This window comes from Streptomyces sp. R44 (assembly GCF_041053105.1).
Lineage (GTDB): Bacteria > Actinomycetota > Actinomycetes > Streptomycetales > Streptomycetaceae > Streptomyces.
This window is the reverse complement of record NZ_CP163444.1, coordinates 2,127,629-2,151,951: the sequence shown is the minus strand read 5'-3', so window position 1 is coordinate 2,151,951 and position 24,323 is coordinate 2,127,629. Positions and strand designations below refer to the sequence as shown.

The 24,323-nt window shown below is 74.6% G+C and carries 22 protein-coding genes; 12 read left to right on the top strand and 10 right to left on the bottom strand.

Annotated features, from left to right (window positions below; translation table 11 throughout):
• On the bottom strand, positions 1-1,233 hold the full coding sequence (locus AB5J54_RS10000; protein ID WP_369143560.1) for a sensor histidine kinase: 1,233 nt from the start codon (positions 1,231-1,233) through the stop codon (positions 1-3).
• The gene (locus tag AB5J54_RS09995; protein WP_369143559.1) at positions 1,230-2,225 is read right to left on the bottom strand and encodes a hypothetical protein; all 996 of its coding nucleotides are present in this window, start codon (positions 2,223-2,225) and stop codon (positions 1,230-1,232) included. Before AB5J54_RS09995 ends, AB5J54_RS10000 begins: the two co-directional genes overlap by 4 nt.
• Before the next feature lie 186 nt (positions 2,226-2,411).
• On the opposite strand from AB5J54_RS09995, the gene AB5J54_RS09990 reads away from it, so the two are divergent.
• The gene (locus AB5J54_RS09990) at positions 2,412-2,909 is read left to right on the top strand and encodes a cupin domain-containing protein (protein WP_369143558.1); all 498 of its coding nucleotides are present in this window, start codon (positions 2,412-2,414) and stop codon (positions 2,907-2,909) included.
• A gap of 10 nt (positions 2,910-2,919) precedes the next feature.
• Here AB5J54_RS09990 and AB5J54_RS09985 read toward each other — a convergent pair whose 3' ends face one another.
• Positions 2,920-3,690, bottom strand: a complete 771-nt coding sequence (locus AB5J54_RS09985; RefSeq protein ID WP_030691616.1) for an IclR family transcriptional regulator — start codon at positions 3,688-3,690, stop codon at positions 2,920-2,922.
• 152 nt (positions 3,691-3,842) lie between these two features.
• Here AB5J54_RS09985 and AB5J54_RS09980 point away from each other — a divergent pair, with 152 nt between their 5' ends.
• Positions 3,843-5,336: an aldehyde dehydrogenase (NADP(+)) gene (locus tag AB5J54_RS09980; protein WP_369143557.1), complete on the top strand. Its 1,494-nt coding sequence runs from the start codon at positions 3,843-3,845 to the stop codon at positions 5,334-5,336.
• Here the strand turns inward: AB5J54_RS09980 and AB5J54_RS09975 are convergent.
• Positions 5,333-6,340 (bottom strand): zinc-dependent alcohol dehydrogenase family protein, encoded by a 1,008-nt coding sequence (locus AB5J54_RS09975; RefSeq protein ID WP_369143556.1) that lies wholly within the window; start codon positions 6,338-6,340, stop codon positions 5,333-5,335. The genes AB5J54_RS09980 and AB5J54_RS09975 overlap by 4 nt on opposite strands.
• Positions 6,341-6,430: 90 nt before the next feature.
• On the opposite strand from AB5J54_RS09975, the gene AB5J54_RS09970 reads away from it, so the two are divergent.
• Positions 6,431-7,345 (top strand): AraC family transcriptional regulator, encoded by a 915-nt coding sequence (locus AB5J54_RS09970; protein WP_369143555.1) that lies wholly within the window; start codon positions 6,431-6,433, stop codon positions 7,343-7,345.
• Between the two features lie 27 nt (positions 7,346-7,372).
• Here the strand turns inward: AB5J54_RS09970 and AB5J54_RS09965 are convergent, their stop codons facing one another.
• Positions 7,373-8,740, bottom strand: a complete 1,368-nt coding sequence (locus AB5J54_RS09965; protein WP_369143554.1) for an MFS transporter — start codon at positions 8,738-8,740, stop codon at positions 7,373-7,375.
• Between the two features lie 70 nt (positions 8,741-8,810).
• Here AB5J54_RS09965 and AB5J54_RS09960 point away from each other — a divergent pair, with 70 nt between their 5' ends.
• The 4 genes from AB5J54_RS09960 to AB5J54_RS09945 all read left to right on the top strand — a co-directional run bounded on the left by AB5J54_RS09960 (position 8,811) and on the right by AB5J54_RS09945 (position 12,362).
• The gene (locus AB5J54_RS09960; protein WP_369143553.1) at positions 8,811-9,887 is read left to right on the top strand and encodes a GlxA family transcriptional regulator; all 1,077 of its coding nucleotides are present in this window, start codon (positions 8,811-8,813) and stop codon (positions 9,885-9,887) included.
• A gap of 47 nt (positions 9,888-9,934) precedes the next feature.
• Entirely contained in the window at positions 9,935-10,411 is a 477-nt protein-coding gene (locus AB5J54_RS09955) for an N-acetyltransferase family protein (protein WP_369143552.1), read from the top strand.
• A gap of 65 nt (positions 10,412-10,476) precedes the next feature.
• Positions 10,477-11,184, top strand: a complete 708-nt coding sequence (locus AB5J54_RS09950; RefSeq protein ID WP_369143551.1) for a DsbA family oxidoreductase — start codon at positions 10,477-10,479, stop codon at positions 11,182-11,184.
• Between the two features lie 119 nt (positions 11,185-11,303).
• Positions 11,304-12,362, top strand: coding sequence for an aminotransferase class V-fold PLP-dependent enzyme (locus AB5J54_RS09945; protein WP_369143550.1), 1,059 nt, complete (start codon positions 11,304-11,306; stop codon positions 12,360-12,362).
• A 33-nt stretch (positions 12,363-12,395) separates the two neighbouring features.
• Here AB5J54_RS09945 and AB5J54_RS09940 read toward each other — a convergent pair whose 3' ends face one another.
• Positions 12,396-12,908 (bottom strand): MarR family winged helix-turn-helix transcriptional regulator, encoded by a 513-nt coding sequence (locus tag AB5J54_RS09940; protein ID WP_369143549.1) that lies wholly within the window; start codon positions 12,906-12,908, stop codon positions 12,396-12,398.
• Between the two features lie 113 nt (positions 12,909-13,021).
• On the opposite strand from AB5J54_RS09940, the gene AB5J54_RS09935 reads away from it, so the two are divergent.
• The gene (locus AB5J54_RS09935; protein ID WP_369143548.1) at positions 13,022-14,092 is read left to right on the top strand and encodes an alkene reductase; all 1,071 of its coding nucleotides are present in this window, start codon (positions 13,022-13,024) and stop codon (positions 14,090-14,092) included.
• 59 nt (positions 14,093-14,151) lie between these two features.
• Here AB5J54_RS09935 and AB5J54_RS09930 read toward each other — a convergent pair whose 3' ends face one another.
• Positions 14,152-15,249 (bottom strand): alanine--glyoxylate aminotransferase family protein, encoded by a 1,098-nt coding sequence (locus tag AB5J54_RS09930; RefSeq protein ID WP_369149275.1) that lies wholly within the window; start codon positions 15,247-15,249, stop codon positions 14,152-14,154.
• Positions 15,250-15,494: 245 nt separating this feature from the next.
• Here AB5J54_RS09930 and AB5J54_RS09925 point away from each other — a divergent pair, with 245 nt between their 5' ends.
• Complete coding sequence (locus AB5J54_RS09925) at positions 15,495-16,583, top strand: hypothetical protein (RefSeq protein WP_369143547.1); 1,089 nt, start codon at positions 15,495-15,497, stop codon at positions 16,581-16,583.
• A 34-nt stretch (positions 16,584-16,617) separates the two neighbouring features.
• The gene (locus tag AB5J54_RS09920; protein ID WP_369143546.1) at positions 16,618-17,703 is read left to right on the top strand and encodes an amidohydrolase family protein; all 1,086 of its coding nucleotides are present in this window, start codon (positions 16,618-16,620) and stop codon (positions 17,701-17,703) included.
• 25 nt (positions 17,704-17,728) lie between these two features.
• Here the strand turns inward: AB5J54_RS09920 and AB5J54_RS09915 are convergent, their stop codons facing one another.
• Complete coding sequence (locus AB5J54_RS09915; RefSeq protein WP_369143545.1) at positions 17,729-18,289, bottom strand: GNAT family N-acetyltransferase; 561 nt, start codon at positions 18,287-18,289, stop codon at positions 17,729-17,731.
• Positions 18,286-20,358, bottom strand: coding sequence for a penicillin acylase family protein (locus tag AB5J54_RS09910; RefSeq protein WP_369149274.1), 2,073 nt, complete (start codon positions 20,356-20,358; stop codon positions 18,286-18,288). The genes AB5J54_RS09915 and AB5J54_RS09910 overlap by 4 nt, the downstream gene beginning before the upstream one ends.
• 354 nt (positions 20,359-20,712) lie before the next feature.
• Between AB5J54_RS09910 and AB5J54_RS09905 the strand changes: the two genes are divergently transcribed.
• The gene (locus AB5J54_RS09905) at positions 20,713-21,699 is read left to right on the top strand and encodes an SCO1860 family LAETG-anchored protein (protein WP_369143544.1); all 987 of its coding nucleotides are present in this window, start codon (positions 20,713-20,715) and stop codon (positions 21,697-21,699) included.
• 116 nt (positions 21,700-21,815) lie between these two features.
• Here the strand turns inward: AB5J54_RS09905 and cobC are convergent, their stop codons facing one another.
• On the bottom strand, positions 21,816-23,588 hold the full coding sequence (gene cobC / locus AB5J54_RS09900) for an Rv2231c family pyridoxal phosphate-dependent protein CobC (protein WP_369143543.1): 1,773 nt from the start codon (positions 23,586-23,588) through the stop codon (positions 21,816-21,818).
• A 6-nt stretch (positions 23,589-23,594) separates the two neighbouring features.
• Here cobC and AB5J54_RS09895 point away from each other — a divergent pair, with 6 nt between their 5' ends.
• The gene (locus AB5J54_RS09895) at positions 23,595-24,323 is read left to right on the top strand and encodes a ZIP family metal transporter (RefSeq protein ID WP_369143542.1); all 729 of its coding nucleotides are present in this window, start codon (positions 23,595-23,597) and stop codon (positions 24,321-24,323) included.

The following is a 24,323-nucleotide window of genomic DNA, read 5'->3' as shown; positions in this document are numbered from 1 at the left end:
TCACCGGGGGATCCTGACCGCGAGGCGCCAGACGCCGTCCGCCGGGCCCGCCTCGGCGGTGCCGCCGAACAGCCGGGCCCGCTCGGCGATCCCGCGCAGGCCGCGCCCGCCGTCGGGCCGGGTGACCGGGGGCCGGTCGGGCAGGGGGTTCTCCATGGTGATCTCCAACTCCTCGGTACGGGCGTCGAGCCGTACGGTGACGGGCGCGCCGCCCGCGTGCCGGGCCGTGTTCGTCAGCCCTTCCTGCACGATCCGGTACGCCTCCCGGGACAGCGCCTCCGGTACGGAGCCCAGGGCGCCGTCCACCGTCAGCGCCACCCGGGGCCCGGCGCCCCGCACCAGGGCCTCCAGGGCGTCGAGTCCCGGCCCCACGCCCTCCTCGACCTCCTCGCCCCGGCGCAACAGGCCCAGGACCCAGTCCAGTTCGCCGACCGTGCGCCGGGTGGTCTCCTCGATCGCGGTCAGCGCCTCCCGTACGAACTCCAGGTCGGCCCTGTCGCCGTCCAGGACGCGGCGGGCGGCGCCCGCCTGGAGGGTGACCGCGCTCAGGGCGTGGCCGACCGAGTCGTGCAGTTCGCGGGCGAGCCGGTTGCGGGACTCGGCCTCGGCGGCCCGGCGTTCGGCCGCAGCGATCCGGTCCGCCGGGCTGGGCCCGAGCAGCCGGGGCGCCTGCCGGGCGAGCAGCGCCCCGGTCCCGGCGGCGACGGCGGCGAGCCCGAGCAGCATCAGGAGGCCCTCCGGCACCGCCGCCCAGATCCAGGCCCGGTCGAGGCCCCAGTACCGGCCGAGTTCGGACTCACGGAGGCCCGGCGAGAACGGCAGCGCCATGACGGCGACCGCGAACGGCGGCAGGGCGAGCGTCGCGCCGCTGATCAGCGCACCGGCGCCCAGGTGCAGGGTGAACCAGCCGGCCGTCCGGGCCCTGGCCTCCCGGCCGCGCGCCGGACCGTCCGCGAACCGGTCCGCGTCCACCCCGCACAGTGCCCGTGCCGCCGCCACCGACATGGGCCGGGCCAGCGGGAAGAGCGCGACGACGGCGGCGAGCGGCAGCCCCACCGCGTACGCCCCGAACTGCACTCCGAGGCTGCCGGTGAACATGCCGCCGTCGTCGAGCAGCGGGCCCATGACCAGGGTGCCGACCAGCCAGAAGGGCATGAACAGGGCGCCGCCCAGGATCAGATGGAGCCAGCGCAGCCTGGCCCGCTGCCCGAACAGGGCCACGACCGGTCTCACGCCTCGGCGCTCCGCCGACGGAGGAAGAGTGCCACGGACGCGGCGAGAAGGAACCCGGTGATCATGTCGCCAGCGTAGGACAGCTGTACGAGGCCGGGGACGTGCTTCGACGGATCCGGATCGGGCAGCAGCGCGACGAGCGACAGGTAGGCGCCCCAGCAGCCCACGGCACCCGAGGCCGTCCAGGCCAGGGCGAGCGTGGTGCGGACCCGGAGGCGGGCGGGCCGGCGCAGCGCCAGGAAGAGGGTGAAGGCGACGGCGACGGCGATGAAGAGGAACCGGTCGGCCTCCAGGACGTAGTCGTCGGAGTCGCGTTCGGCGATCAGCCGGGCGGACAGGCCCGTGGTCGAACCGGCCGCCCACAGCACGTGGAGCGTGGCGGGCACGAGGGCGACGACCGCGCCGGCCACGGCGAGGGCCCGCGTCCCGAGCCCGGACGTGCGGGCGGAGAGCTCGCCGAGCCGGCCCTGCCACAGGGGGCTCCAGCGGTCCCGGGCGTACAGGGCGAAGAGGGTGCCGAGGGTGAGGCCCTGGAGGATGAACCCGCCGTAGACGACGCCGAAGACCCACTCGTCCAGGAAGGGTTCGGCGGGTGCGGCGGCCTTCTCGTCGCCGGTGACGAGGGCGACCGCGAGCTGCGCCGGGTAGCCGGCCATGACCGGGGTGAGCAGCCCGGTCGCCGCCCACATGGGGAGGGCGAGCAGCCACGCGGGGAACCGGCGGCCCCAGGCCTGGGTGAGGAGCAGGGCGAGGACGACGACGAGGACGTCGGCGACGACCGACACGGCGTTGGCGATCATCATCATCTGCGGGTGCTCCAGGAGCACGCTGCCGGCCGGGATGCCGAGCTTGCCGCCCGCCACCCAGACGACCTTGAGGGCGATGTACGGGAGGCAGGCGAGGATCGCGAGGACGCGCAGCGTCCGGCGGGCGGCGCTCGGACGGTGGTCGGCGGTGGCCGCCGGGGCGGGGAGGTGAGCGGTTTCTGTCATGGCTCCACGCTCCCGCGGGGGCCCCGGCCGGCACCTCCTGCCGAGTGGTGAACCGCCTCCGCCGCGCGGGGGAGGGGCCCTCCTCCCCGCCGCGGTCCGATGCCTCTCCGCATCCCGGATTGACCCATGTTCTCGGTGATCGATTGACCCTGTGGCGGAGGTCAATGGGTCCCTAAGGTAGTGATCATGAACGAGATCGAGACCTTCGCCCCGCTCCTCACCCGCGCCGCCACCGCCGAGACCACCGCCGACCCGAGCAGCGTGATGACCCTCCTCGCCGACTCCGGCACCACCGGCGGGCAGCTCACCAGCTACCGCTCCTCGTTCGCGAAGGGCGCGGTCGGCGCCCCGGCGCACTTCCACACCAGGGCCTCGGAGATGTTCTTCGTGCTCGGCGGTTCGCTCCAGGTCCTGGTCGGCGAGGAGTTGACCGTCCTGGACGAGGGCGACTTCCTCCTCGTCCCGCCGCACACCCCGCACGCCTTCGCGGCGGCGCCCGGCGCCGAGGCCGACGTCCTCTTCGTCTTCACGCCCGGCATGGCCCGCTTCGACTACCTGCGCCTCCTCGGCCGCGTCATGCGGGGCGAGGCGAGCTTCGAGGAGATCAAGGCCTCCTCGGAGCAGTACGACAACCACTACGTCGACAGCCCGGTGTGGCAGAAGGCCCTCGCCGACCGGGCCTGACCGCGTGGCGTCAGAGGCGGCGGGTCGCCAGGGTCAGCCGGTCCCGCGCGTCGAACAGGGCGTCCTTGATCATCTGCTCGTGGGCCGGAGTGAGCCGCGCCACCGGCACGGAGCAGCTGATCGCGTCCCGCGCCGGGGTCCGGTAGGGGATCGCGACGCCGAAGCAGCGCAGCCCCAGGGTGTTCTCCTCGCGGTCCACCGAGTAGCCCTGCTCGCGGATGACGTGCAGCTCCTCGATGAGCTTCTCGCGGTCGGTGATCGTGTGCTCGGTCAGCGCCGGGAGCGTCTCCGGGAGCAGCTTGCGCACCTGCTCGTCGCTGTGGGTGGCGAGCAGCGCCTTGCCGAGCGAGGTCGAGTGCGCGGGCAGCCGGCGCCCGACCCGGGTGAACGGCCGCAGATAGTGCTGGGACTGACGGGTCGCCAGATAGACGACGTTGGTGCCGTCGAGCCGCGCCAGGTGGATGGTCTCGGTGGTGTCGTCGGAGAGCCGGTCCAGGGTGGGCCGGGAGGCGGCCACCACCTCGTCGCCGTCGATGTACGAGGTTCCGACGAGCAGCGCCCGCACCCCGATCCCGTACCGCGTGCCCGTCGCGTCCGTCTCCACCCAGCCCAGCTCGACCAGGGTGCGAAGGAGCATGTACAGGCTGGACTTGGGGTAGCCGACGGCCTCCTGGACGGCGGCGAGCGAGTGCATTCCGGGGCGTCCCGCGAAGTACTCGAGCAGCTCCACGGTCCGCACCGCGGACTTCACCTGTGCCCCACCCGCGTCGGCAGTCGCCATGGCCCTCGCCCCTTTTCCGTTGTCCGGCCGCCCACCGGCCCCCCCCCGGCCGGACGGGGCCCTTGTGGAGACGGCCGGGCCGTCAATAGAGTCCCGCTCAGATGCGTTCATCTACGGGAACTGTGTTCAGAATAGCGAACAGGGGCGTGGCGGTGGCGGCAGAACCAGTGTGGAGTGTGGACCCCCGGACGGGGAAGCCGCGCGAGCAGGTTGCGGTGGAGGCCACAGTCGAGGAGGTCGACCGCGCCGTCAGGGCTGCGCACGCCGCCCGCGAGGCCCTCGCCGACCGGACGGTGCGGGCCGCCTTCCTCCGTACCGCCGCCGACCTCCTCGACACCTCCGGCGAGCACGTCGTCGAGGCGGCCGACGCCGAGACCGCCCTCGGGCCCGTCCGCCTCACCGGCGAACTCGCCCGCACCACCGCCCAGTTGCGGGCCTTCGCGGACGTCGTCGAGGACGGCTGGTTCCTCGACGTGCGGATCGACCTCCCCGACCCCGCCGCCACCCCGCCCCGGCCCGACATGCGCCGCTGGAAGATCCCGCTCGGCGTCGTCGCCGTCTACGCCGCCAGCAACTTCCCGCTCGCCTTCTCGGTGCCCGGCGGCGACACCGCGAGCGCCCTCGCGGCCGGCTGCCCCGTGGTGATCAAGGCCCACCCCGACCACCCGGCCACCTCCGAGCTCTGCGCCTCCCTGCTGCGCCGGGCCGCCGCCAAGGCGGGCCTCCCCGAGGACGTCGTCGTCCTCGTCCACGGCTTCGACGCCGGCGTGGAACTCGTCCGGCACCCGCTCGTCGCCGCGGCGGGCTTCACCGGCTCGATCCGCGGCGGCCGGGCCCTCTTCGACGCGGCCGTCACCCGGCCCGTCCCCATCCCCTTCCACGGCGAACTCGGCTCCCTCAACCCGGTCGTGGTCACCGAGGCCGCCGCCGCGGAGCGCGCCGAGGAGATCGGCGCCGGCCTCGCCGGCTCCATGACCCTCGGCGCCGGCCAGTTCTGCACCAAGCCCGGCTTCGTCCTCGCCCCCCGCGGAGAGGACGGCGACCGCTTCCTCGACGCCCTCACCGCCGCCGTCAGCGAGACCGAACCGGCCGTCATGCTCGACCACCGGATGCGGGACGCCTTCGTCGCCGGCGTCGCCGAGCGCGCCGCGCTCGCCGGGGTCGACACCCCGGTCACCCCCGGCGCGGGCGGCGCCCACACCGTCAGCGCCGGCGTCCTCGCCGTCGACGCCGCCGCGCTCGCCGACGGCGGCCACCGCCTCCTCCTGGAGGAATGCTTCGGACCGGTCACCGTCGTCGCCCGCTACTCCACCAGGGAGGAGGTGACCGCCGTCCTCGGCCTGCTCCCCGGCAACCTCACGGCCACCCTGCACATCGCCGAGGACGACGAGGCGGCCGCGCCGCTGCTCGCCGAGCTCACGCCCCTCGCCGGCCGCGTCCTCGTCAACGGCTGGCCCACCGGAGTCGCCGTCGCACCCGCCCAGCACCACGGCGGCCCCTACCCGGCCACCACCTCCACCTCCACCTCGGTCGGCGCGACCGCGATCGAGCGCTGGCTGCGCCCGGTCACGTACCAGTCGACGCCCGACCACCTCCTCCCGCCGGAACTCCGCGACGGCAACCCGCTGGGACTTCCGAGGCGTTAGGAGCCGACCCGCACCACGATCTTCCCGAAGTGCGTGTTCGTCTCCATCAGTCGATGGGCGTCGGTGATCCGCTCCAGACCGTCGAAGGTCTCGGCGATCACCGGCGCCAGGGAGCCGTCCCGCAGCCCCGAGCCGATGAACCCCGCCGCGAGCCGGCGGCCCTCCTCGGTCCTGGCCAGTGCCCCGTTCGCGTACGTGTGCGTGGCCAGCGGCCAGTTCCGGGAGAGCTCGACCGGCCGCGGGTCCAGCCAGCCGTACAGGACGGCGGTGCCACCGGTCCGCAGCGCGTCCCCGAGCCGGGCGAAGCCGGGCCCGCCGATCGCGTCGAACGCCAGGTCCGCGCCCCTGCCGCCGGTGATCCGCCGCACCTCGTCGACCAGGTCCTCGGTGTCGGTGGCGATCACGTGCGCCGCCCCCAGTCCGAGGAGCCGCTTCCGCTTGCCCTCGCCGCGGGTGGTGGCGATCGGTACGGCCCCGATCCGCAGCGCCGTCTGGATCGCGGCCGTCCCCACCCCGCTCGACGCGCCCGTGATCACCACATGGTCGCCGGGGCGCAGCCCGCCGGTCACCACCATCCCGCCGTACGCGGTGAAGTAGCTCAGCCACACCGCCGCCGCCGTCACCGCGTCCACCCCGGCGGGCCGGGCCACCACGTACTCCTCGGGGAGCACCACCCGCTCCGCGTACACGCCGTGCGTCCCGAACTCGAAGTTGGCCGCGGCCATCACCGGGTCGCCCGGGGCGTACGCGGTGACCCCCGCGCCCACCGCCTCGACCACGCCCGCCGCCTCGTAACCGAGCCGCGAACCCGGCAGCGTCGCCGGGTAGTAGTAGGTGCCGGCGCGGAACAGCGCCTCGGCGCGGTTGAGTCCGATCGCCTCGACCCGGATCAGCACCTCCCCGGGACCGGGGGCCGGCAGCGGCACCTCCTCGACCTTCAGGACCTCGGGGCCGCCGAGCTCGTGGAACAGAACTGCCTTCGTCGTCATGGCTGTTGTCGTCATGCCCTCGACGTTAGGAGCCGTGAGGAAGACGATCCATGTCTCCTCGACTCCCCGTCATGTCCGATCGTCTCGCACGCTACCGTTCAGGTCATGGACGTTCTGAGCGATGCCATCGCCGCCATGCGCACCGGGCTCCCGCACTCCTCCCGCACCGTCCGCCTCGCCCCCTGGGGCGTCCGCTACCCGTCGAGCGACAGCGCCGGATTCCACGTCGTCCTCCAGGGCACCGCCTGGCTGCTGCCCCCGGACGACGCCGCGCCCGTCCGGCTCGCCCCCGGCGACGTCGTCCTCTTCGCCCACGGCACCGGCCACGGAATCGCCGACCGTCCCGGCACCCCGCTCGTCGACGTCCTGCCCGCTCCCGACGGCTCCTGGCCCACCCGGCCCGACCGGGGAGCCGTCGGCACCGAGGAGATCGTGCTGCTCTGCGGCGCCTACCGGCTCAGCCGGGCCCGCGCCCACCCCCTGCTCACCGAGCTGCCGCCGTTCGTCCACGTCCCCGCCCGCGTCGGCGCCCACCCCCGGCTGCGCGCCGCCGTCGACCTGCTCGGCGCCGAACTCGCCGAACCCCAGCCGGGATCCGACGCGATCGTCCCCGCCCTCCTCGACACCCTGCTCCTGTACCTGCTGCGCACCTGGTGGCTCACCGAACGCGGCGACCGCTCCACCGGCTGGTCGGCCGCGCTCAGCGACCCTGCCGTCGCAGGCGCCCTGCGGGCCCTCCACGGCGACCCCGCCAGGGCGTGGACGGTCGAGGAGCTCGGCGCGCTCGGGGGCCTCTCCCGCGCGGCCTTCGCCCGCCGCTTCACCGCCCTCGTCGGCCGGCCGCCCCTCGCGTACCTCACCTGGTGGCGCATGACCACGGCGGGCCGCCTCCTCCGCTCCGACGACCTGCCCCTCCGCGCCGTCGCCGAACGCTCCGGCTACTCCTCGGAGTTCGCCTTCGCCAAGGCCTTCAAGCGGGAGTACGGAGTGGCGCCGGGGCAGTACCGCAAGGGCGCCTAGGGCCCGTCTCAGCCCGTCTTCCGGATCCTAGCCCCGCCTGCGGCGCGGCAGCCGCAGCGAGACCAGGGTCGTGACGGTCAGCAGCCCCGCGCTGATCAGCAGGCTCGTGCGCAGGGCCGTCGCCATGTCCTGGGCCGCGAGGGAGCCGAAGACCGCGATCGCGAGGGCGCCCGCCGTCTGCCGGATCGCGTTCAGGAGGCCCGCCGCCGTGCCCGCACGCTCCGCCGGGACGGCCTCCATCATCGCCGCGATCAGCGGCGGCAGCGAGAAACCGGCGCCCAGCGCGAGCGGCACGAGGAGCAGGGCCTGTGCCGCCCGCGAGGAGTCCGCGTCCACGGTGAGCAGACCGAGGAGCCCGGCCACCGCCACCGTCTGGCCCACCACGATGGGCAGCCGCGCCCCGTACCGCGCCGCCACCCTCGCCGACAGGATGTTCACCCCGGCGAGCAGCCCCGTCATCGGCAGGAACATCAGCCCCGCGCCGAGCGCCGAGAGCCCGAGGACCTGCTGGAAGAAGAGGCCGAACACGAAGACCATGCCGTAGAAGGCCACGCTGTTCGCCGAACCGGCCGCCACCGCCACCGCCACCGTCGTGTTCCGGAACAGCCCGAGCGGCACCATCGGATGCCGCCGCCGCGCCTCGATCAGCAGGAACGCGGCGAAGGAGACCACCGCGACCCCCAGCGCCCACCAGGCCTCCGTACCGCCCTCGATCGCGGCGAAGGTCAGCGCCCCGAGCGCCGTCATCGCCGTCAGCTGCCCCGGCAGGTCCAGCGGGGCCGGCCGGCGCTCCGAGCGCGCGACCCGGGCCAGCAGGGCGAGCGCCACGAGCCCGAGGGGCAGGTTGATGAAGAAGATCCCGCGCCAGCTCCAGGCCGTGGTCAGCGCCCCGCCCGCGACCGGTCCGAGCGCCACCGCGACCGTGCCGCCCGCCGCCCACAGCGACACCGCGCGGGCCCGCCGTGCCGGATCGCCGTACGCCTCCCGTACGAGGGCGAGCGAGGCCGGCAGCATCACGGCCGCCGCCGCGCCCTGCACCGTCCGGGCGGCCAGGAGCCCGGGGAGGCCGGGGGCCAGACCGCAGGCGGCCGAGGCGAGCGTGAAGACGACGACCCCCGCCCCGTACGCCCGGCTCGCCCCGACCCGGTCGGCCAGGGCCCCGCTGGAGAGCAGCAGAGCGGCGAAGGCCAGCGTGTACGAGTCGACCACCCACTGCAGACCCGTCATCCCGGCCCGGAGGTCGGCGCCGATCGCGGGCAGGGCGACGTTCACGACGGAGGTGTCGAGGGTGATGAGGGCGAAGCCGAGCATGGCGGCGGCGAGGGCGGGCCCGGGGGAGGAGCCGGGGGACTCGCGACGGACAACGGGGGCCTTGCCGAGGACTGTTGAGGACATGCGCCCAGCTTCGTGAGCGACGGGCCCGTACAGTAGTGGCTGGAATGCCATACGACCGGAGGTTCTGGCCATGCCGTCGACGACACCCGCGCCCGCCGCGCCGGGCACGCCCGGCGGGTCGACCTGGCCCGGCACCTCCGGCGCGTCCGCCGGGACCGGTACGTCCGGTGGGTCTCCCGCCTCCCGGGTGCGGCGCGTCGCCGTGATCGCGGCCCCTCCCGTCTCGATGTTCAACCTGGCCATCCCGGAGATGCTCTTCGGCAAGGTCGAGGTCGACGGCGGGCCCGGGTACGAGACGGTCATCTGCGCCCCCGACCCCGGGCCCGTCACCACCACCGGCGGCCTCGACCTGGTCGTCCCGCACGGACTCGAAGCCGTCGAGGGCGCCGACACGGTGATCCTCGCGGGCAGCGGGGCGTACGAGGACCCCGACCCGCGCGTCCTCGACGTCCTGCGCGCCTCCGCCGGCGGCGGCAAGCGGATCGCCTCCATCTGCACCGGCGCCTTCGCGCTCGCCGAGGCCGGACTGCTCGACGGCCGGGCGGCGACGACGTACTGGGCGTACCGCCCGCTGCTCGCCGCCCGGCACCCGGCCGTCGACCTCCAGGACGACGTCCTCTTCGTCCAGGACGGCCCCGTGCTCACCTCCTCCGGATACGCGGCGGGCATCGACCTCTGCCTCCACGTCATCCGCACCGACCACGGCGCCGCCGTCGCCAACGCCGTCGCCCGGCTCGCCCTCGTCGCCCCCGTCCGGCCCGGTGGGCAGACCCAGTTCACCCAGACCCCGCTGCCGCCCGAGCGCGGGGCCTCCTTCGCCGACACGCGCGCGTGGGCGATGGAACACCTCGACGAACCCCTCGGCCTCACCGACCTCGCCCGCCACGCCGGCGTCTCCGTCCGCACGCTCTCCCGCCGCTTCCACGCCGAGACCGGCGTCAGCCCGCTCCAGTGGCTGCTGCACCAGCGCGTCGAGCGGGCGAAGGAACTCCTGGAGACCACCTCCCTCCCCATGGACCAGCTGGCCCGCGCGAGCGGCCTCGGCACGGCGGACTCCCTCCGCCAGCACCTGCTGCGCCGCACGGGCCTCACCCCGAGCGCCTACCGGGCCTCCTTCAACCGTCTGACGGGCGCCGGAACCGCGTGACCCGCGCGCGCCGGAACCGGGCGCCGGCCCGCCGCGTTCGAAGGGGCATGATCCGACCCGCAACGGCCGACGACCTCGACGCCGTCGTCGCCCTCCACACCGAGGCCCGCACCACCTACTACCGCGGCCACCTTCCCGACGACGAGTTCCTCGGTCCCGAGGCGGTCGCCGAGACCCGCGCGCGCTGGGCGGACGCCGTCGCCCGCGGCGCCGTGCTCTGCGCCGAGGACGGCGGCCGGATCGCCGGCGTCGCCGCCCACCGCGTCGACGGCCCGGCCGCCGTCCTCAGCCAGCTGCACGTCGCCCCCGCGCAGTGGCGCCGGGGCGTCGGCGGCGCGCTGCACGCGGCCTGCGTCGCGGCCTGGCGCGCCGCCGGAGCGACGTCGGCCCGTCTGGAGGTCTTCGAGGGGAACGCGCGCGCGAAGGCCTTCTACGCGGCCCACGGCTGGACGCCGGACCCGGACACCCCGCGCTCCGGCAGGCACCTGGTGCTCCGCCTCACACTCGCGCCGGAACCGGAATGAACCGGGCCGGTGGGGGCGTTCCCGTGCTGGTACACCCCACCGGCAACCCCTCGGAGAGAAGTCACATGCGCGTCGAGATCTGGAGCGACATCGCCTGCCCCTGGTGCTACATAGGCAAGGCCCGCTTCGAGAAGGGGCTCGCGGCCTTCGCCCACCGCGACGACGTCGAGGTCGTGCACCGCTCCTTCGAGCTCGACCCGCACCGCGCCAAGGGCGACACCGGTCCCGTCCTGGAGATGCTGGCGAAGAAGTACGGCCGCACCCTCGACGAGGCCCGCGCCATGGAGGCGCACGTCGCGTCGAACGCGCACTCCGAGGGCCTCGCGTACCTCACGGACGGCCGCGACCACGGCAACACCTTCGACATCCACCGGCTGCTGCACCTCGCCAAGGAGCGCGGCCGCCAGAGCGAGCTCCTGGACCTGGCCTACCGGGCCAACTTCGCCGAGGAGCGGTCCGTCTTCGACGCCGGGACCCTGGTGGCGCTCGGCGTGGAGGCCGGTCTCGACGAGGCCGAGGTCCGTGCCGTCCTCGCCGACGAGACCGCCTACGCCGAGGCCGTACGGGAGGACGAGCGCGAGGCCGCCGAACTCGGCGCCAACGGCGTGCCGTTCTTCGTCCTCGACCGCCGCTACGGCGTCTCCGGCGGCCAGCCCGCCGAGGTCTTCACCCAGGCCCTGGAGCAGGCCTGGCAGGGCCGCGTCCTCCAGCCGGTCGGCACCGACGCGGAGGTCTGCGGCCCGGACGGCACGTGCGAGGTCCCGCAGGCCTGACGGCGTGCACAGGTCTGACGGCGTGCACAGGTCTGACCTGCGGAGATAAGCGCGGCTTGGGGATTCCCCGCGGTCGAATCGCCATTGACGGGCGATCGCGGGGAATCCAGGGTGGGGGCATGGATTCCCTTGACCAGCCGCTCGGCGGCGCCGAGTTCGCGCCCAAGAAGACCTACCTCAACACCTCCGCCTGCGGCCTGCTGCCCCGCCGGACCATCGAGGCGATCACCCTCCTCGCCGAGGAGACCGCCGACGGCCGCCCCGACGGCGCCGGGAGCTTCGACCTCGTGGACGAGGCCCGCGCCGCCTTCGGCCGCATCGCCGGCGTGTCCCACGAGCGCGTCGCCGTCGGCAGCTCGGTCGCGGTCCACTGCGGGATGATCGCCCAGTCGCTGCCCGCCGGGTCGGAGGTCCTCTTCCCCGAGGGCGACTTCTCCTCCGTCATCACCCCCTTCACGATCCGCGGCGACCTCAAGACGCGCTTCGCGCCCCTGGAGCGGCTCGCCGAGTCCGTCCGCCCGGAGACCGCGCTCGTCGCCTTCTCCGCCGTGCAGTCGGCGGACGGCCGCACGGCGGACTTCGCGGCGATTCGGGAGGCGGCGGCCGCCCACGGCGCGCGCACCCTCCTGGACGCCACCCAGTCGGCGGGCTGGCTGCCGCTGAACGCGGGGGAGTGGGACTACACCGTCGCCGGCGGCTACAAGTACCTGCTCTGTCCGCGCGGGGCGTCCTTCCTCACCGTCACCGAGGAGGCGCAGGACTCGCTGCTCGCGATCCACGCCAACTGGGTCACGGGCGAGGAGCTGTGGGTGAACAGCTACGGCCCGGTCCGCGAACTGGCCCGCTCCGCCCGCCGGTTCGACGAGCCCGTGGCGTTCCTCTCGTACCACGGGGCGGCCCGTTCGCTCGCCCTCCTGGAGGAGATCGGCATCGAGCGGATCGAGGCCCACGACAAGGGACTCGCGGCCCGCTTCCGCTCCGGACTCCTCGCCCTCGGGCACGCGCCGGTCATGGACGACTCGACGGTCGTCGCCGTCCCCGGCCTCGGGGACCGGGCGGACGCCCTGCGCGAGGCGGGGATCCTGCTCTCGGCCCGCGCGGGCAATCTGCGGGCGTCCTTCCACCTGTACAACACGGCGGCGGACGTGGACCGCGTCCTGGAGGTCCTGGCGGGCTGACCGTCACGAAGAAGGCCCGGTCCGGGCGGGCGTTCAGCAGACGGCGCCCGCTTCGCCCTCCTCGCCCGCCTCCTTCGCCAGGTTCTCGCCCGCGAGGCCGAGCAGCCGGGCGAGCTCCGCCCGGTCGGCCGGGGCGAGTCCGGCCAGGGTGCTCTCCTCCAGGTCCGCCCACGCGCCCTCGACCCCGGCGCGCAGGGCGAGGCCCTGCTCCGTCGCCTCGACCAGGACCGCGCGCCGGTCGGCCGGGTCCGGGCTGCGGCGGACGTAGCCGCACTGCTCCATGCGCTGGAGCATCTTCGTCACCGTGGAGGGGTCCAGGCCGAGGGACTGGATCAGCTCCGACTGACGGACCGCGCCGCAGTCCCACAGGCGCATCATCATCAGCTCCTGGCCCGGGTAGAGGCCGAGGTCCCGCAGCCGCCGGCCCATGGCGATCCGGTGGAGCCGCGCGACCCACGCCAGGGTGTGGCTGACGGTCCCGGTGCAGGCCCCGGAGGGCTGCGGCCCGGCGGACGGGGCGGTACAGACGGGGTCGGTTCCTGACATGCGGGCTCCTCGGGACGGTCTTGCCACAAGATTACCTTGGTCGGCCAACGAATGGGTTACAGTGGCATCGGCCCAATTAGTTGGCCGACCACATATTCATGTGAGGGACAGCCGTGACCACTGCATTCGACCCGATCGACCTCGCCGGAACCCGCCTCGCCAACCGCATCGCGATGGCCCCCATGACCCGCAGCCGCGCCAACGGCCAGGACGGCACCCCGCCGGCCATCGTCGCCGAGTACTACGCCCAGCGCGCCTCCGCCGGCCTGATCATCAGCGAAGGCGTCCAGCCCGTCCCCGAAGGCCAGGGCTACCCCAACACCCCCGGACTCCACAGCCGCGAGCAGATCGCCGCCTGGCGCGAGGTCACCACCGCCGTCCACGAGCGCGGCGGCCGGATCTTCGCCCAGCTCATGCACTCCGGCCGGATCGGCCACCCGGACCTCCTCGACGGCGACCTCCACCCCGTCGGCCCCTCCCCGATCGCCGCCGCCGGCCAGGTCTACACCCACGAGGGCCCCAAGGACTACGTCGCCCCGCGCGAGCTCACCGGCGACCAGGTGCACGAGGCGATCGCCGGCTTCGCCTCGGCCGCCCGCAACGCCGTCGAGGCCGGCTTCGACGGCGTCGAGATCCACGGCGCCAACGGCTACCTGATCCAGCAGTTCCTCGCCTCCGGCTCCAACCACCGCACCGACGAGTGGGGCGGCCCGGTCGAGAACCGCATCCGCTTCGCCGTCGAGGTCGTGAAGGCCGTCGCCGCCGAGATCGGCCCCGAGCGCACCGGCCTGCGCATCTCCCCGGCCAACACCCTCAACGACATCAGCGAGACCGACACCGACGAGCTCTACACCCGGCTCCTCGCCGCGATCGAGCCCGTCGGCATCGCCTACCTCCACGTCCTGGAGACCGGCCCCGAGCGCCGCCCGCTCGTCCTCGACCTGCGCAAGCGCTTCGCCGGCACCTTCATCCTCAACCCGGCCACCGGCGCCGACCCGACCGGCGCCGAGTCCCTGGCCCTGATCGAGGACGGCACCACCGACCTCGTCGCGTACGGCAGGCTGTTCATCGCCAACCCCGACCTGCCCGCCCGTCTGAAGACCGACGGGCCCTACGCCGCCCCGAACCCCGCCACCATGTACGCCGGCGGCCCCGAGGGCTACATCGACTACCCCGCGCTGTAAGGCGCGGACACGCGGAAGGGGCGGGGGTCCGGACCCCCGCCCCTTCCGCGTACGCACCGCTACCAGGCCTCCGTGACCGCCCGGCGCGCCCCCTCCAGGTCCACCGCGCGGCCCGCCTGGCCGAGCGCCGCGCCCAGGGCGGCGAGCGAGGACTGCACGGCCCCCGGCGTCGCGTCCACCCCGTAGTGGTTGACCCGGATCATCTCCTTGGCCAGCGCCCCGCCGCCCGCGATCAGCGGCAGCGAAGGATCGGCCGCGAGGGCCTCGGCCACCAGCTCCGAGGCGTCGAGACCCGCCGGCACGCGCAGCGTCGTCGCCACCGGGGCCGCGTCCTTCGCCTCGTACACGTACGGTTCGAGACCGCCGCCCAGGGCCAGCGCGCCCGCGCGGGTCGCGGCCGCCGCCGAGGCGTGCCGGGCCATCAGCGCGTCCAGGCCCTCGGCCTCGATCCGCTCGACACAGGCCTCCAGGGCCAGCATCTCCAGCTGCGCCGGAGCGTGCAGCAGAGCTTTGCGGCCGCCGTCGATCCAGCGCTCCTTCCAGTCCAGGAGGGAGAGGTACGAGCGGCGCGGCGCGGCCGGGTTCGCGGCGAACCGCTCCCAGGCCCGCGCGCTCACCGACACCGCCGACACGCCCGCGGGGCCGCCCATCGCCTTCTGCGCGCCGATGATGCACATGTCCACGCCCCAGGCGTCGGGCAGCACGGGCTCGGCGCCGATCGACGCCACCGCGTCCAGGTAGAACAGGGCGCCGTGCGCCCGCACGACCTCGCCGATCTCCGCCACCGGGTTGGTGTTCCCGGTCGCGGCCTCCGCGTGCACGAGCGACACGAAGTCGATCTCCGGGTGCTCGGCGAGCGCCCGCTCCACCTGCTCCGCCGTCACGGCCGTGTGGAAGGGCACCTCCAGGTCGACCACGGTCGCCCCGCAGTCCCGCAGCCAGTTCCCGAAGGTCTGCCCGTACGGACCGGTGACGACGTTCAGCGCGGTCGAACCGGCCCGCGCGCCGCTGCGGATGCACCCCTCCAGGGGCAGCAGCGCCTCGCCCTGGGTGATCACCACGTCCTGCTCGGTGGAGAGCAGCGCGGCGACCCGGCGCTCGATCGACGCGAAGTGCGCGGCGGTCAGCGGGGCCAGGTCCAGCAGCGGATGTGTCACGGTCACGGGGGTTCCTTCGTCGGTGTCGAATGCGTGTCGCATACATCGGGATGAAGCTCGTGCCAGCCTAAGCGCTCCGCCCGCCGCCGGGCGGTCGGGCCCGTGCGCCCGTCACGGCGGTGTGCGGAACGTGTCACAGGGCTCGTACCGGTGGGCCCGGACTCTTCCCCCGGCGCTCCGGCGGTGGCATGTTGCGGGCCGGAGCGGCGCCGCAGGATGCCGCCGGGAGGAACGGGGTGGACACCATGGCCAGAAGCACCAGAGCCGGCGGGAACGACAGAGCGCTGCGGCGCCGGGCGGCGGTGGCCGCCGCGGCGCTCGCCGTCACCGCGCCGCTGACCCTCTGCGCCGCGGGAGACGCGGGAGCGGCGGGAACGCCCAGGACGACAGCGGCGGCGGGGACGGCCGGGACGACAGCGGCGGCGGGGACGCCCGGGGCGGCCTTGACCTCCGACCTGGCCGGCGCGGTGGCCGACGCCGTCGCGGCCGCCACCGCCGGCACGGCATGGTCGCCGCTCGCCCACCCGATCGTCTTCGCCCGCTACGACACGGCGGCGCCCATCGAGGACCTGTACGCGATCTCCCCGGTCGGCGGCACGCCCCTCCAGCTCACCCACACCCCCGCCGTCAGCGACGTGATGCCCAGCTGGTCCCCGGACGGCAAGCGGATCGCGTTCCTGCGGTACGGCACCGACGGCGTGATCGACGGCATCTGGACGATGAAGGCCAAGGGCGGCGACCTGAAGCTCGTGCCCGGCACCCAGGGCGCCTCCGACCCGGCGTGGTCCCCGGACGGCACCCGGATCGCCTACTCCAAGCCGGTCGACTCCCAGCGCGAGATCTACGTGGCCGGCTTCGACGGCGCCCCCGCCACCCGGCTCACCACCACCGCGGAGGACGAGTTCCACCCGACGTGGTCCCCGGACGGCAAGAACCTGGCGTTCAGCCGCCCCGACGCGGCCGGACACAGCCGGCTGCTGCGGATCCAGGTGTCCACCCTGGCCGAGACGCCGGTCACCCCGTCCCTCTCCCAGGACTGGTCGCCCGACTGGTCGCGCGGCAACCGGATCGTCTTCAGCCGGGTCGACTCCACCGGCTTCGCCCACCTCTACGACATCCGCCCCGACGGCACGGGCCTGCGCCAGATCACCACGGGCCCGGCCAACGACAAGTTCCCCTCCTGGTCGCCGGACGGCAGGCGCCTGGTCTTCACCCGCGGCGGCACCGACGACGCGGACCCCGAGCACCTCTTCCTCGTACGGGCCGACGGCACCGGCCTCAAGCAGCTCACCAAGACCGCCTCGCACGACCTGGAGGCCGACTGGCGCCCGTGACCTGCCCCCTCGACACGGCTCGTAGCATGCGGGTATGAGCGATCACGAGGTGCTGCACGTGAAGGGGCGGGTGCTCGTCGGCCCGGAGGACGTCCGCGACGAACTGTGGTGCGTCGACGGCCGGATCACCTTCGAGCGGCCCGCCGCCGAGGCCGTGACCGTCGAGGGCTGGGTGCTCCCCGGCCTCGTCGACGCCCACTGCCACGTCGGGCTCGACCGGCACGGCCCGGTCGACGAGGCCACCAGCGAGAAGCAGGCCCTCACCGACCGGGACGCCGGCACCCTGCTCATCCGGGACGCGGGCTCGCCCTCCGACACCCGCTGGATCGACGAGCGCGAGGACCTCCCGAAGATCATCCGGGCGGGCCGGCACATCGCCCGCACCCGCCGCTACATCCGTAACTACGCCCACGAGATCGAGCCCGCCGACCTCGTCGCGTACGTCGGCCGGGAGGCCCGCCGGGGCGACGGCTGGGTCAAGCTCGTCGGCGACTGGATCGACCGGGAGGCGGGCGACCTCACCGCCTGCTGGCCGCGCCCCGAGGTCGAGGAGGCCATCGCCGAGGCGCACCGGCTCGGCGCCCGCGTCACCGCGCACTGCTTCGCGGAGGACTCGCTCCGGGACCTCGTGGAGGCGGGCATCGACTGCATCGAGCACGCCACCGGGCTCACCGAGGAGACGATCCCGCTCTTCGCGGAGCGGGGCGTCGCCATCGTCCCGACCCTGGTGAACATCGCGACCTTCCCGCACCTCGCGGACGGCGGCCAGGAGAAGTTCCCCCGCTGGTCGGCCCATATGCGCCGGCTCCACGAGCGGCGGTACGACACGGTCCGCGCGGCCTTCGACGCGGGCGTGCCCGTCTTCGTCGGCACCGACGCGGGCGGCTCCCTCGCCCACGGCCTGGTCGCCGAGGAGGTCGAGGAGCTCACCAAGGCCGGCATCCCGCCGATCGACGCGCTCGCGGCCACCGCCTGGCGGGCCAGGGCCTGGCTGGGCCGCCCCTCCCTGGAGGAGGGCGCCCCGGCCGACCTCGTCGTCTACGGCGAGGACCCGCGCGCGGACGTCCGCGTCCTCGCGGCGCCGCGCCGGATCGTCGTCAACGGCCGGGTGGTGGGCTGAGCCTGGGCCGGTCCCGCCCGGGGGATCAGCGGCTCAGGAACCCGAGCCGGGCCGTCTTCGCCGGGATGAAGACCTCCGGCAGGTCCACCTCGGGCAGCACGACCTCGGGGCCGAGCTCGAAACCGGCCCGTACGAGCCGGGCGAGCGCCCTCTCGTTGGCGGCGTCCGGCTCGACGACGATCCGGGTGCTGTCCGTCAGCGCGAAGTCGACGAGCGCGACGAGCAGCCGGCCCGTGAAGCCCGGCTCCGGCGCGAGCCCCGGGGCCACGAGCAGGTGCACGCCGATGTCGCCCGGCCGCACCTCGTAGCACTCGCTCACCCGGTCGGCCTCGGGGTCGTACGTCTGGAAGAGGGCGACCGGCTCCCCGTCCCGGCTCACCAGGTAACCGTGGTGCGTGCTCAGCGAGTCGAGGTGCGCGTAGATCTCCCGGACCTGCTCGACGGAGGTGCCGGCCATGCCCCAGAAGCGGGCCCGCTCCTCGTTGACCCAGCCGTGCAGGAGCGGGGCGTCGCCGGCGGGGTCGACGGGCCGGACCGTGACGGTTCCGAAGCCCTCGACGGTCTGGACGTGTACGGCGGTGGTCATCCCTGCTCCTTGGTGAGGTTCTGCCAGTCGGTGGTGACGGGGGCGAGCTCGCCCCGCAGCCACAGGGGGAGTTGGTCGCGGTGGTGCGGGTCGCCGGGGACCCCCGACGCGCCGAACGGCACGATCCAGCGGCTCCGCTCCCGGTCGGCCAGGTCCCAGACGTAGCGCGCGGCGGAGGCGCGGGCGCTGCGGTCGGTCCAGCCGGGCACGCTGGACGTGGAGAAAACGCAGTCGTGGTCGCCGCCGAGCCCCGGCCACTGCTCGTCGTCCGGGTCGGGCAGCGCCTGCCAGGGCGCGAGCCGATGGGTCGCGCCCCAGGCGGCGGGCGGCTCGGCGGCGCCGGTCTCGTCGAGCGCCTCGCGCACGATCCGTTCGACGTCCCCGGCGGGCACGGGTCCGGCGCCGAGCAGCGTCTCCAGGGCGAAGGCGACGCGCGGCCCGAGTGCCAGCCAGGGCCGGAAGAGCTCGGGGTACGGGGCGGGTTCGCGCAGCGCCGCGAAGGCCTCGTGGGCGGCGAGGCGGCGGACGACGGCTCCGCGCAGGGCCGCGTAGAGACCGGCGTCGGCGCTGTCGGCGTCCATCCGCCGGTCCCAGGCGAGCAGCCGCTCCCGGACGCCGGCGCCGGCGGGGGAGAGGCCCTGGCCCGCGCGGCGTACGGCTTCCAGGAGGCGGGCCGCCGAGGGGTTGTCGGTGTCCGCGTGGATCGCGGCCGTCGTCTCCGGGGTCCAGGCCGTCGAGGCGCCGAGCAGCGCGTCGATCCGGGCCGCCCGGTGCGGCGGGGCGAACTCGACGCCCAGGGGCGCGGCGAGGCCCCGGGCGTTGGCCATCACGGCGTGGCCGTCGACCTCGGCGCGGGGCAGCGGCGCCGAGGCGGCGGCCCAGGCGTGCTCCGGGTCCCAGGCGGGCACGATCCGCAGGGAGTTGGCCCGGTGCCGTACGGGGACGTGGCCGGCGACCCGGTGCAGGAGACCGCCCTCGGTGTCGGCGGCCTGGACGACGTTCACGGGCTCGACCCAGCCGTCGAGGGCCGCGTCCACGTCGGAGACCGTCCGGGCGCGCAGCAGCGCGGGCAGCACCCCGAAGCCCAGCTCCCCGGTGACCCGGGGCGGGTACCGCAGCGCGAGGGCTCCCCAGCCGCCGTCCGTGGCACCGTCCGTGTCGATGATCACCGGCCCCCGGGCCGTCTCGATCACCTCGACGGCCACCGGGTCCGCGTCCGCGACCTCGATCGTCTCCCGGTGCACGGCCGCCGGGGCCCAGCCGTCCGGGCCGAGGGCCTCCACGGTGCCGTCGGGGAGCCGGCGGAGTCGTTCCCGGTAGAGGTCCTGGTAGTCCGCCATCGCGTTGGTGATCGCCCAGGCCACCGGCCCGGTGTGGCCGAAGTGGGCGAGTCCCGGGATGCCGGGCACGGCGAGGCCGACCACGTCGTACGTGGGGCAGGCGAGCCGGATCTGCTGGTAGACGCCCGGCGCCTCGATGAACCGGTGCGGGTCGCCGGCCACCAGGGCCGCCCCGCTCGCGGTCCGTCCGCCGGCCACGACCCAGCCGTTGGAGCCCGCGGTGCCGGGGCCGTCGGTCGCGAAGAGCTCCGTCCACTCCTCGCCGAGCCGCCGGGCGACCTCGTCCCGCCACAGCTTGGTGGGGAAGCCGGCGAACAGGATGTGGGTGGAGAGCCAGACGGCGAGCGGGGTCCAGGGCTCCCAGCGGCCGGGCGCGAGGCCGGTCTCGGCGAACTCGCGTGCGCGGCCGGCGCCTTCGGCGAGACCGTCGTTGACCCCGTCCACGTACGCGCGTACCCACGCGGCCGTCGCCGTGTCGGTCTCCTGGAGCCGGTCGAAGCAGCGGCGGGCGGTGTCGGCGAGCCGGACCCGGCGGGCGAAGGTGTCCCAGCCGAGTTCGGCGGCGCCCAGGAAGGCGGCGGTGGTGCCCTGGGCCCGGTGCCGTTCGACCTCCAGCTGCCAGGCGCGGTCGCGGGCGGTGACCCGCCCCTGGGCGAAGGCGAGTTCGTCCGGGTCCGCGGCGCGCAGATGGGGGACGCCCCAGGCGTCCCGGTAGACCTCGATGCTCACGCTCACGGAGACCCTTCTTAGGTTAGGCTGGCCTAAATTAGCCTACAGGAGTCCGGGACTCGCTCCTCTCGCAAGGTTGACGATCCGTGACCTGGGACCGGTGCGGCTCGTTCTCACCCCTCCCGCGCACCCGTCGCCGTACGAAACGCGCGGGAAAACCGAGAACGGTTGTGTCGAGAAAAATCGAAAATGAACACGGAAACCGCCCTTTGGAGTGAACTCACGTCAGGCGACTGCCGGTTCACTCTCCGTGCGTAAAGATTCCGGTGTCTCAAGTCGCCGAGGCCGCGCCGACCCACCGTCCCCGTGGTGAGCGGCCGGCGACGCCATGTCTCCTGTGGGGGTTCCACCATCTTGAACAGCAACACCTTCCGCATGCCCGTACGCCGCTCCGCCGCCGCCGCGACCGTCGCCGCCCTGGCCGTCGGCCCCGTGCTCCTCGCGGCCCCGGCGGCGCACGCCACGGGCGGCGAAGGGCGCGCCACCGCCGTCGTGCTGCGGGCCGGCCTCGACGTCTCCCTCCTCGGCAAGACCGTGAACGTGCCGGTCCGGGCCTCCCTCAACGAGGTCAAGGCGCCCGAGAGCGAGAACGAGACCGCGCTCTCCGTGAAGGTGCAGGGAGCCGAGGGCGGAAAGCCGGTCGACCTCCTCAAGGCCGACGTCGCCACCGCGGACGCGACCGTGGACGAGAAGAAGGCCGAGGGGTACGTCAACCTCGTCAAGGCCCGGGTCCACGTCCCCGGCATCCCGCTGCTCTCCCTGATCGAGGTCGAGAAGGTCACCTCCAAGGCGCTGTGCGAGGTGGGGAAGAAGCCGGTCGCCCAGTCCAACGTCCTCGGTCACGTGACCGTGTTCGGCAAGAAGACCACCCTGTCCGCGGCCGGCCGGACCCAGGTCACCGTGCCGGACGTCGGCGAGGTCACCCTGGACCTCTCCCGTACGTCCACGACCTCCCGCACCGCCGCGGCCACGGCCCTCGAACTCAAGGTGGAGGTCAACCCGCTGAAGCTCGGCGTCGCCGAGGTCAACGGCACCGTGACCCTCGCCGAGGCCACCTGCGAGACGCCCGAGGGCACGGCCCCGACCGAGAAGCCCACGGAGAAGCCCACGGAGAAGCCCACCGAGAAGCCGACCGAGCGGCCCACCCAGCAGCCCTCGGTCAAGCCGAGCGACGCCGGCGGCATCAAGACCGACAACGGCGGCACCACGCCCACCGAGAACCTCGCCGAGACCGGCGGCAGCTCCACCACCCCGTACATCGCGGCCGGAGCGCTCGCCCTCCTCGTCGCCGGCGGCGGCGCCCTCGCCGTGACCCGCTCGCGCGCCCGCAACCGCGACTGACGGCCCGAGGGGGAAGCGCCGGGGGGCGCCGGGAGGGGAACGAGGGTCCGGGGAGGGCGGCGGTGACGACACCGCCCTCCCCGGACCCTTCCGCCCGTCTCCCGGGACCGTGCGGCTCAGCCGCAGATCAGCAGCGCCTGGTCGAGCGCCTGGAGGAAGCGGTTCGTCGTCGCCCGGTCCCGGACCGCGAGCCGCAGCCAGTTCCGGTCGAGCCCCGGAAACGTGTCGCCCCGGCGGGCCGCGAACCCCAGCGCCCGCAGCCGCTCCCGCACCACGTCCGCCCCGTCGATCCGCAACAGCACGAAGGGGCCCTCCGCCCCCGGCACCGTCCGCACCTCGTCGAACTCCGCGAGCCCGGCCAGCAGATGGGCCCGCTCCACCCCGATCCGGTGCGCCGCGTGCTCCGCCTCCGCGAGCGCCGCCCGCGACATGCACGCCTCCGCCGCCACCAGGGCCGGCGTCGACACCGGCCACAGCGGCTGGGTCCGCTCCAGGGCCGCGATCGTCTCCGGCTCGGCCAGCACGTACCCGATCCGCAGCCCGGCGAGCCCCCAGGTCTTCGTGAGGCTCCGCAGCACCACGAGCCCCGGCACGTCCGTCCGCCCGGCCAGCGACTCCCGCTCGCCCGGCACCGCGTCCATGAACGCCTCGTCCACCACCAGGACCCGCCCCGGCCGGGCGAGCGCGGCGATCGAGGCGGCCGGATGCAGCACGGAGGTCGGGTTGGTGGGGTTCCCGATCACGACCAGATCGGCGTCCTCCGGAACCGCCGCCGGATCGAGCCGGAAACCGTCCTCCTCGCGCAGCAGCACCCGGCCCACCTCGTGCCCGGCGTCCCGCAGCGCCGCCTCCGGCTCGGTGAACTGCGGATGCACCACCACCGGCCGCCGCACCGGCAGCGCCCGCGCGAGCAGCACGAACGCCTCCGCCGCGCCGGCCGTGAGCAGGACCCGGTTCGACGGCAGGTCGTGCCGCTCGGCGACCGCCGCCCGCGCGGACCGGCCGTCCGGATAGGCCGCGAGGCCGGTCAGCGAGTCGGCGATCCGCTCCCGCAGCCAGTCCGGCGGGGTGTTCGTCCGGACGTTGACCGCCAGATCGATGAGTTTCTCGTCCCTGACCTCGGCGTCACCGTGGTGACGCAGGTCGTGGGCGTCGGTATGCGCGTGGGTGTCCATGGCCGCCGTCGTGTGGGGGGTGGGGATGGTGGGGGGTGAGCCAGGCTCGCCAGCGATGTACCCGTGCGTCAAGGGCAACAACCGTGCGACGGACGTCACTTCGTTCGGACGAAACGGGAGGAAAGCGGCGATCGCGCAGGTCGCGCGCCGGGATTTCCGCTTCGGCACGAGCAGCACGGCCCCGGGGCGACCGCCGGGCGGTACGACGGACCCCGCCCGGGGACCGGCACCCGTGGGCGTGCCCACGGCCGGTTCCGTACGCGCGCGCGTGCCTTCGGCCGGTCCTGTACGCGCACCCGTGCCCGCCTCCGTACGCGCACCCGTGCCCGCCTCCGTACGCGTGCGTGTGCCCGCCTCCGTACGCGTGCGCGTGCCCGCCTCCGTATCCGCCGACCCCGCCGCGAGCAGCGCCGCCGCCTCCGCCACCGACGCCGTACCCGTCGCGGCCAGCGGCAGCGCCGAAGGGTGCGGTACGGGTACGGCCGCCAGCTCGCCGGCCGTGAACCCGCGCACCGGTACCCCGAGCGCCGCCGCGGCAGCCACGATCCCCGGCTCCGCGGCCCGCGCGTCGAGCGTGGCCAGCGACCTGACGTCGGCGCGCGTCAGCCCGGCCTCCCGCAGGACCGCGTCCACCAGGGCGAGGACCTCGTCCACCGGAACGCCCGACCGGGCCCCGACGCCGAGGTGCGCGGACGGCGTCCGATCGGATAGCAAAGGCCCATGGCTGTAGTCGTCGCGCTCGGCGCGTTCCTCATGACGCTCTTCGGCGGCTGGGTCGCCGGGCGCGTCACCGACCGCCGCCACCTCGTCCTCGGCCTCGCCGGCGGACTCATGCTCGGAGTCGTCGGGCTCGACCTGCTGCCGGAGGCCCTGGAGGCCGCGGGGGAGAAGGTCTTCGGCGTCCCCGAGGCCCTGCTGCTCTTCGTCGGCGGCTTCCTCTTCGCCCACGTCGTCGAGCGGCTCCTCGCCGTCCGCCGTGCGGCGCACGGCGTCGGCGCCGACGAAAGGGTTCCTCAGGTCGGCCTGACGGCGGCGGCCGCGATGGTCCTGCACAGCCTCATGGACGGCGTCGCGCTCGGCGCCGCCTTCCAGGTCGGCGGCGGCATGGGCGCCACCGTCGCCCTCGCCGTCATCACCCACGACTTCGCCGACGGCTTCAACACGTACACGATCACGAGCCTCTACGGGAACGCCCGCCGCAAGGCCGTCGCGATGCTCGTCGCGGACGCCGTCGCCCCGCTCGTCGGCGCCGGACTCGCCACCCTGTTCACCCTTCCGGAGGAACTGCTCGGCTGCTATCTCGGATTCTTCGGCGGCGCCCTGCTCTACCTCGCCGCCGCCGAGATCCTGCCGGAGGCCCACCACACGCACCCGGCCCGCTCCACCCTGCTGTGCACGGTGGCGGGCGTGGCCTTCATCTGGTTCGTGGTGGGCGTCTCCGGCGGCTGA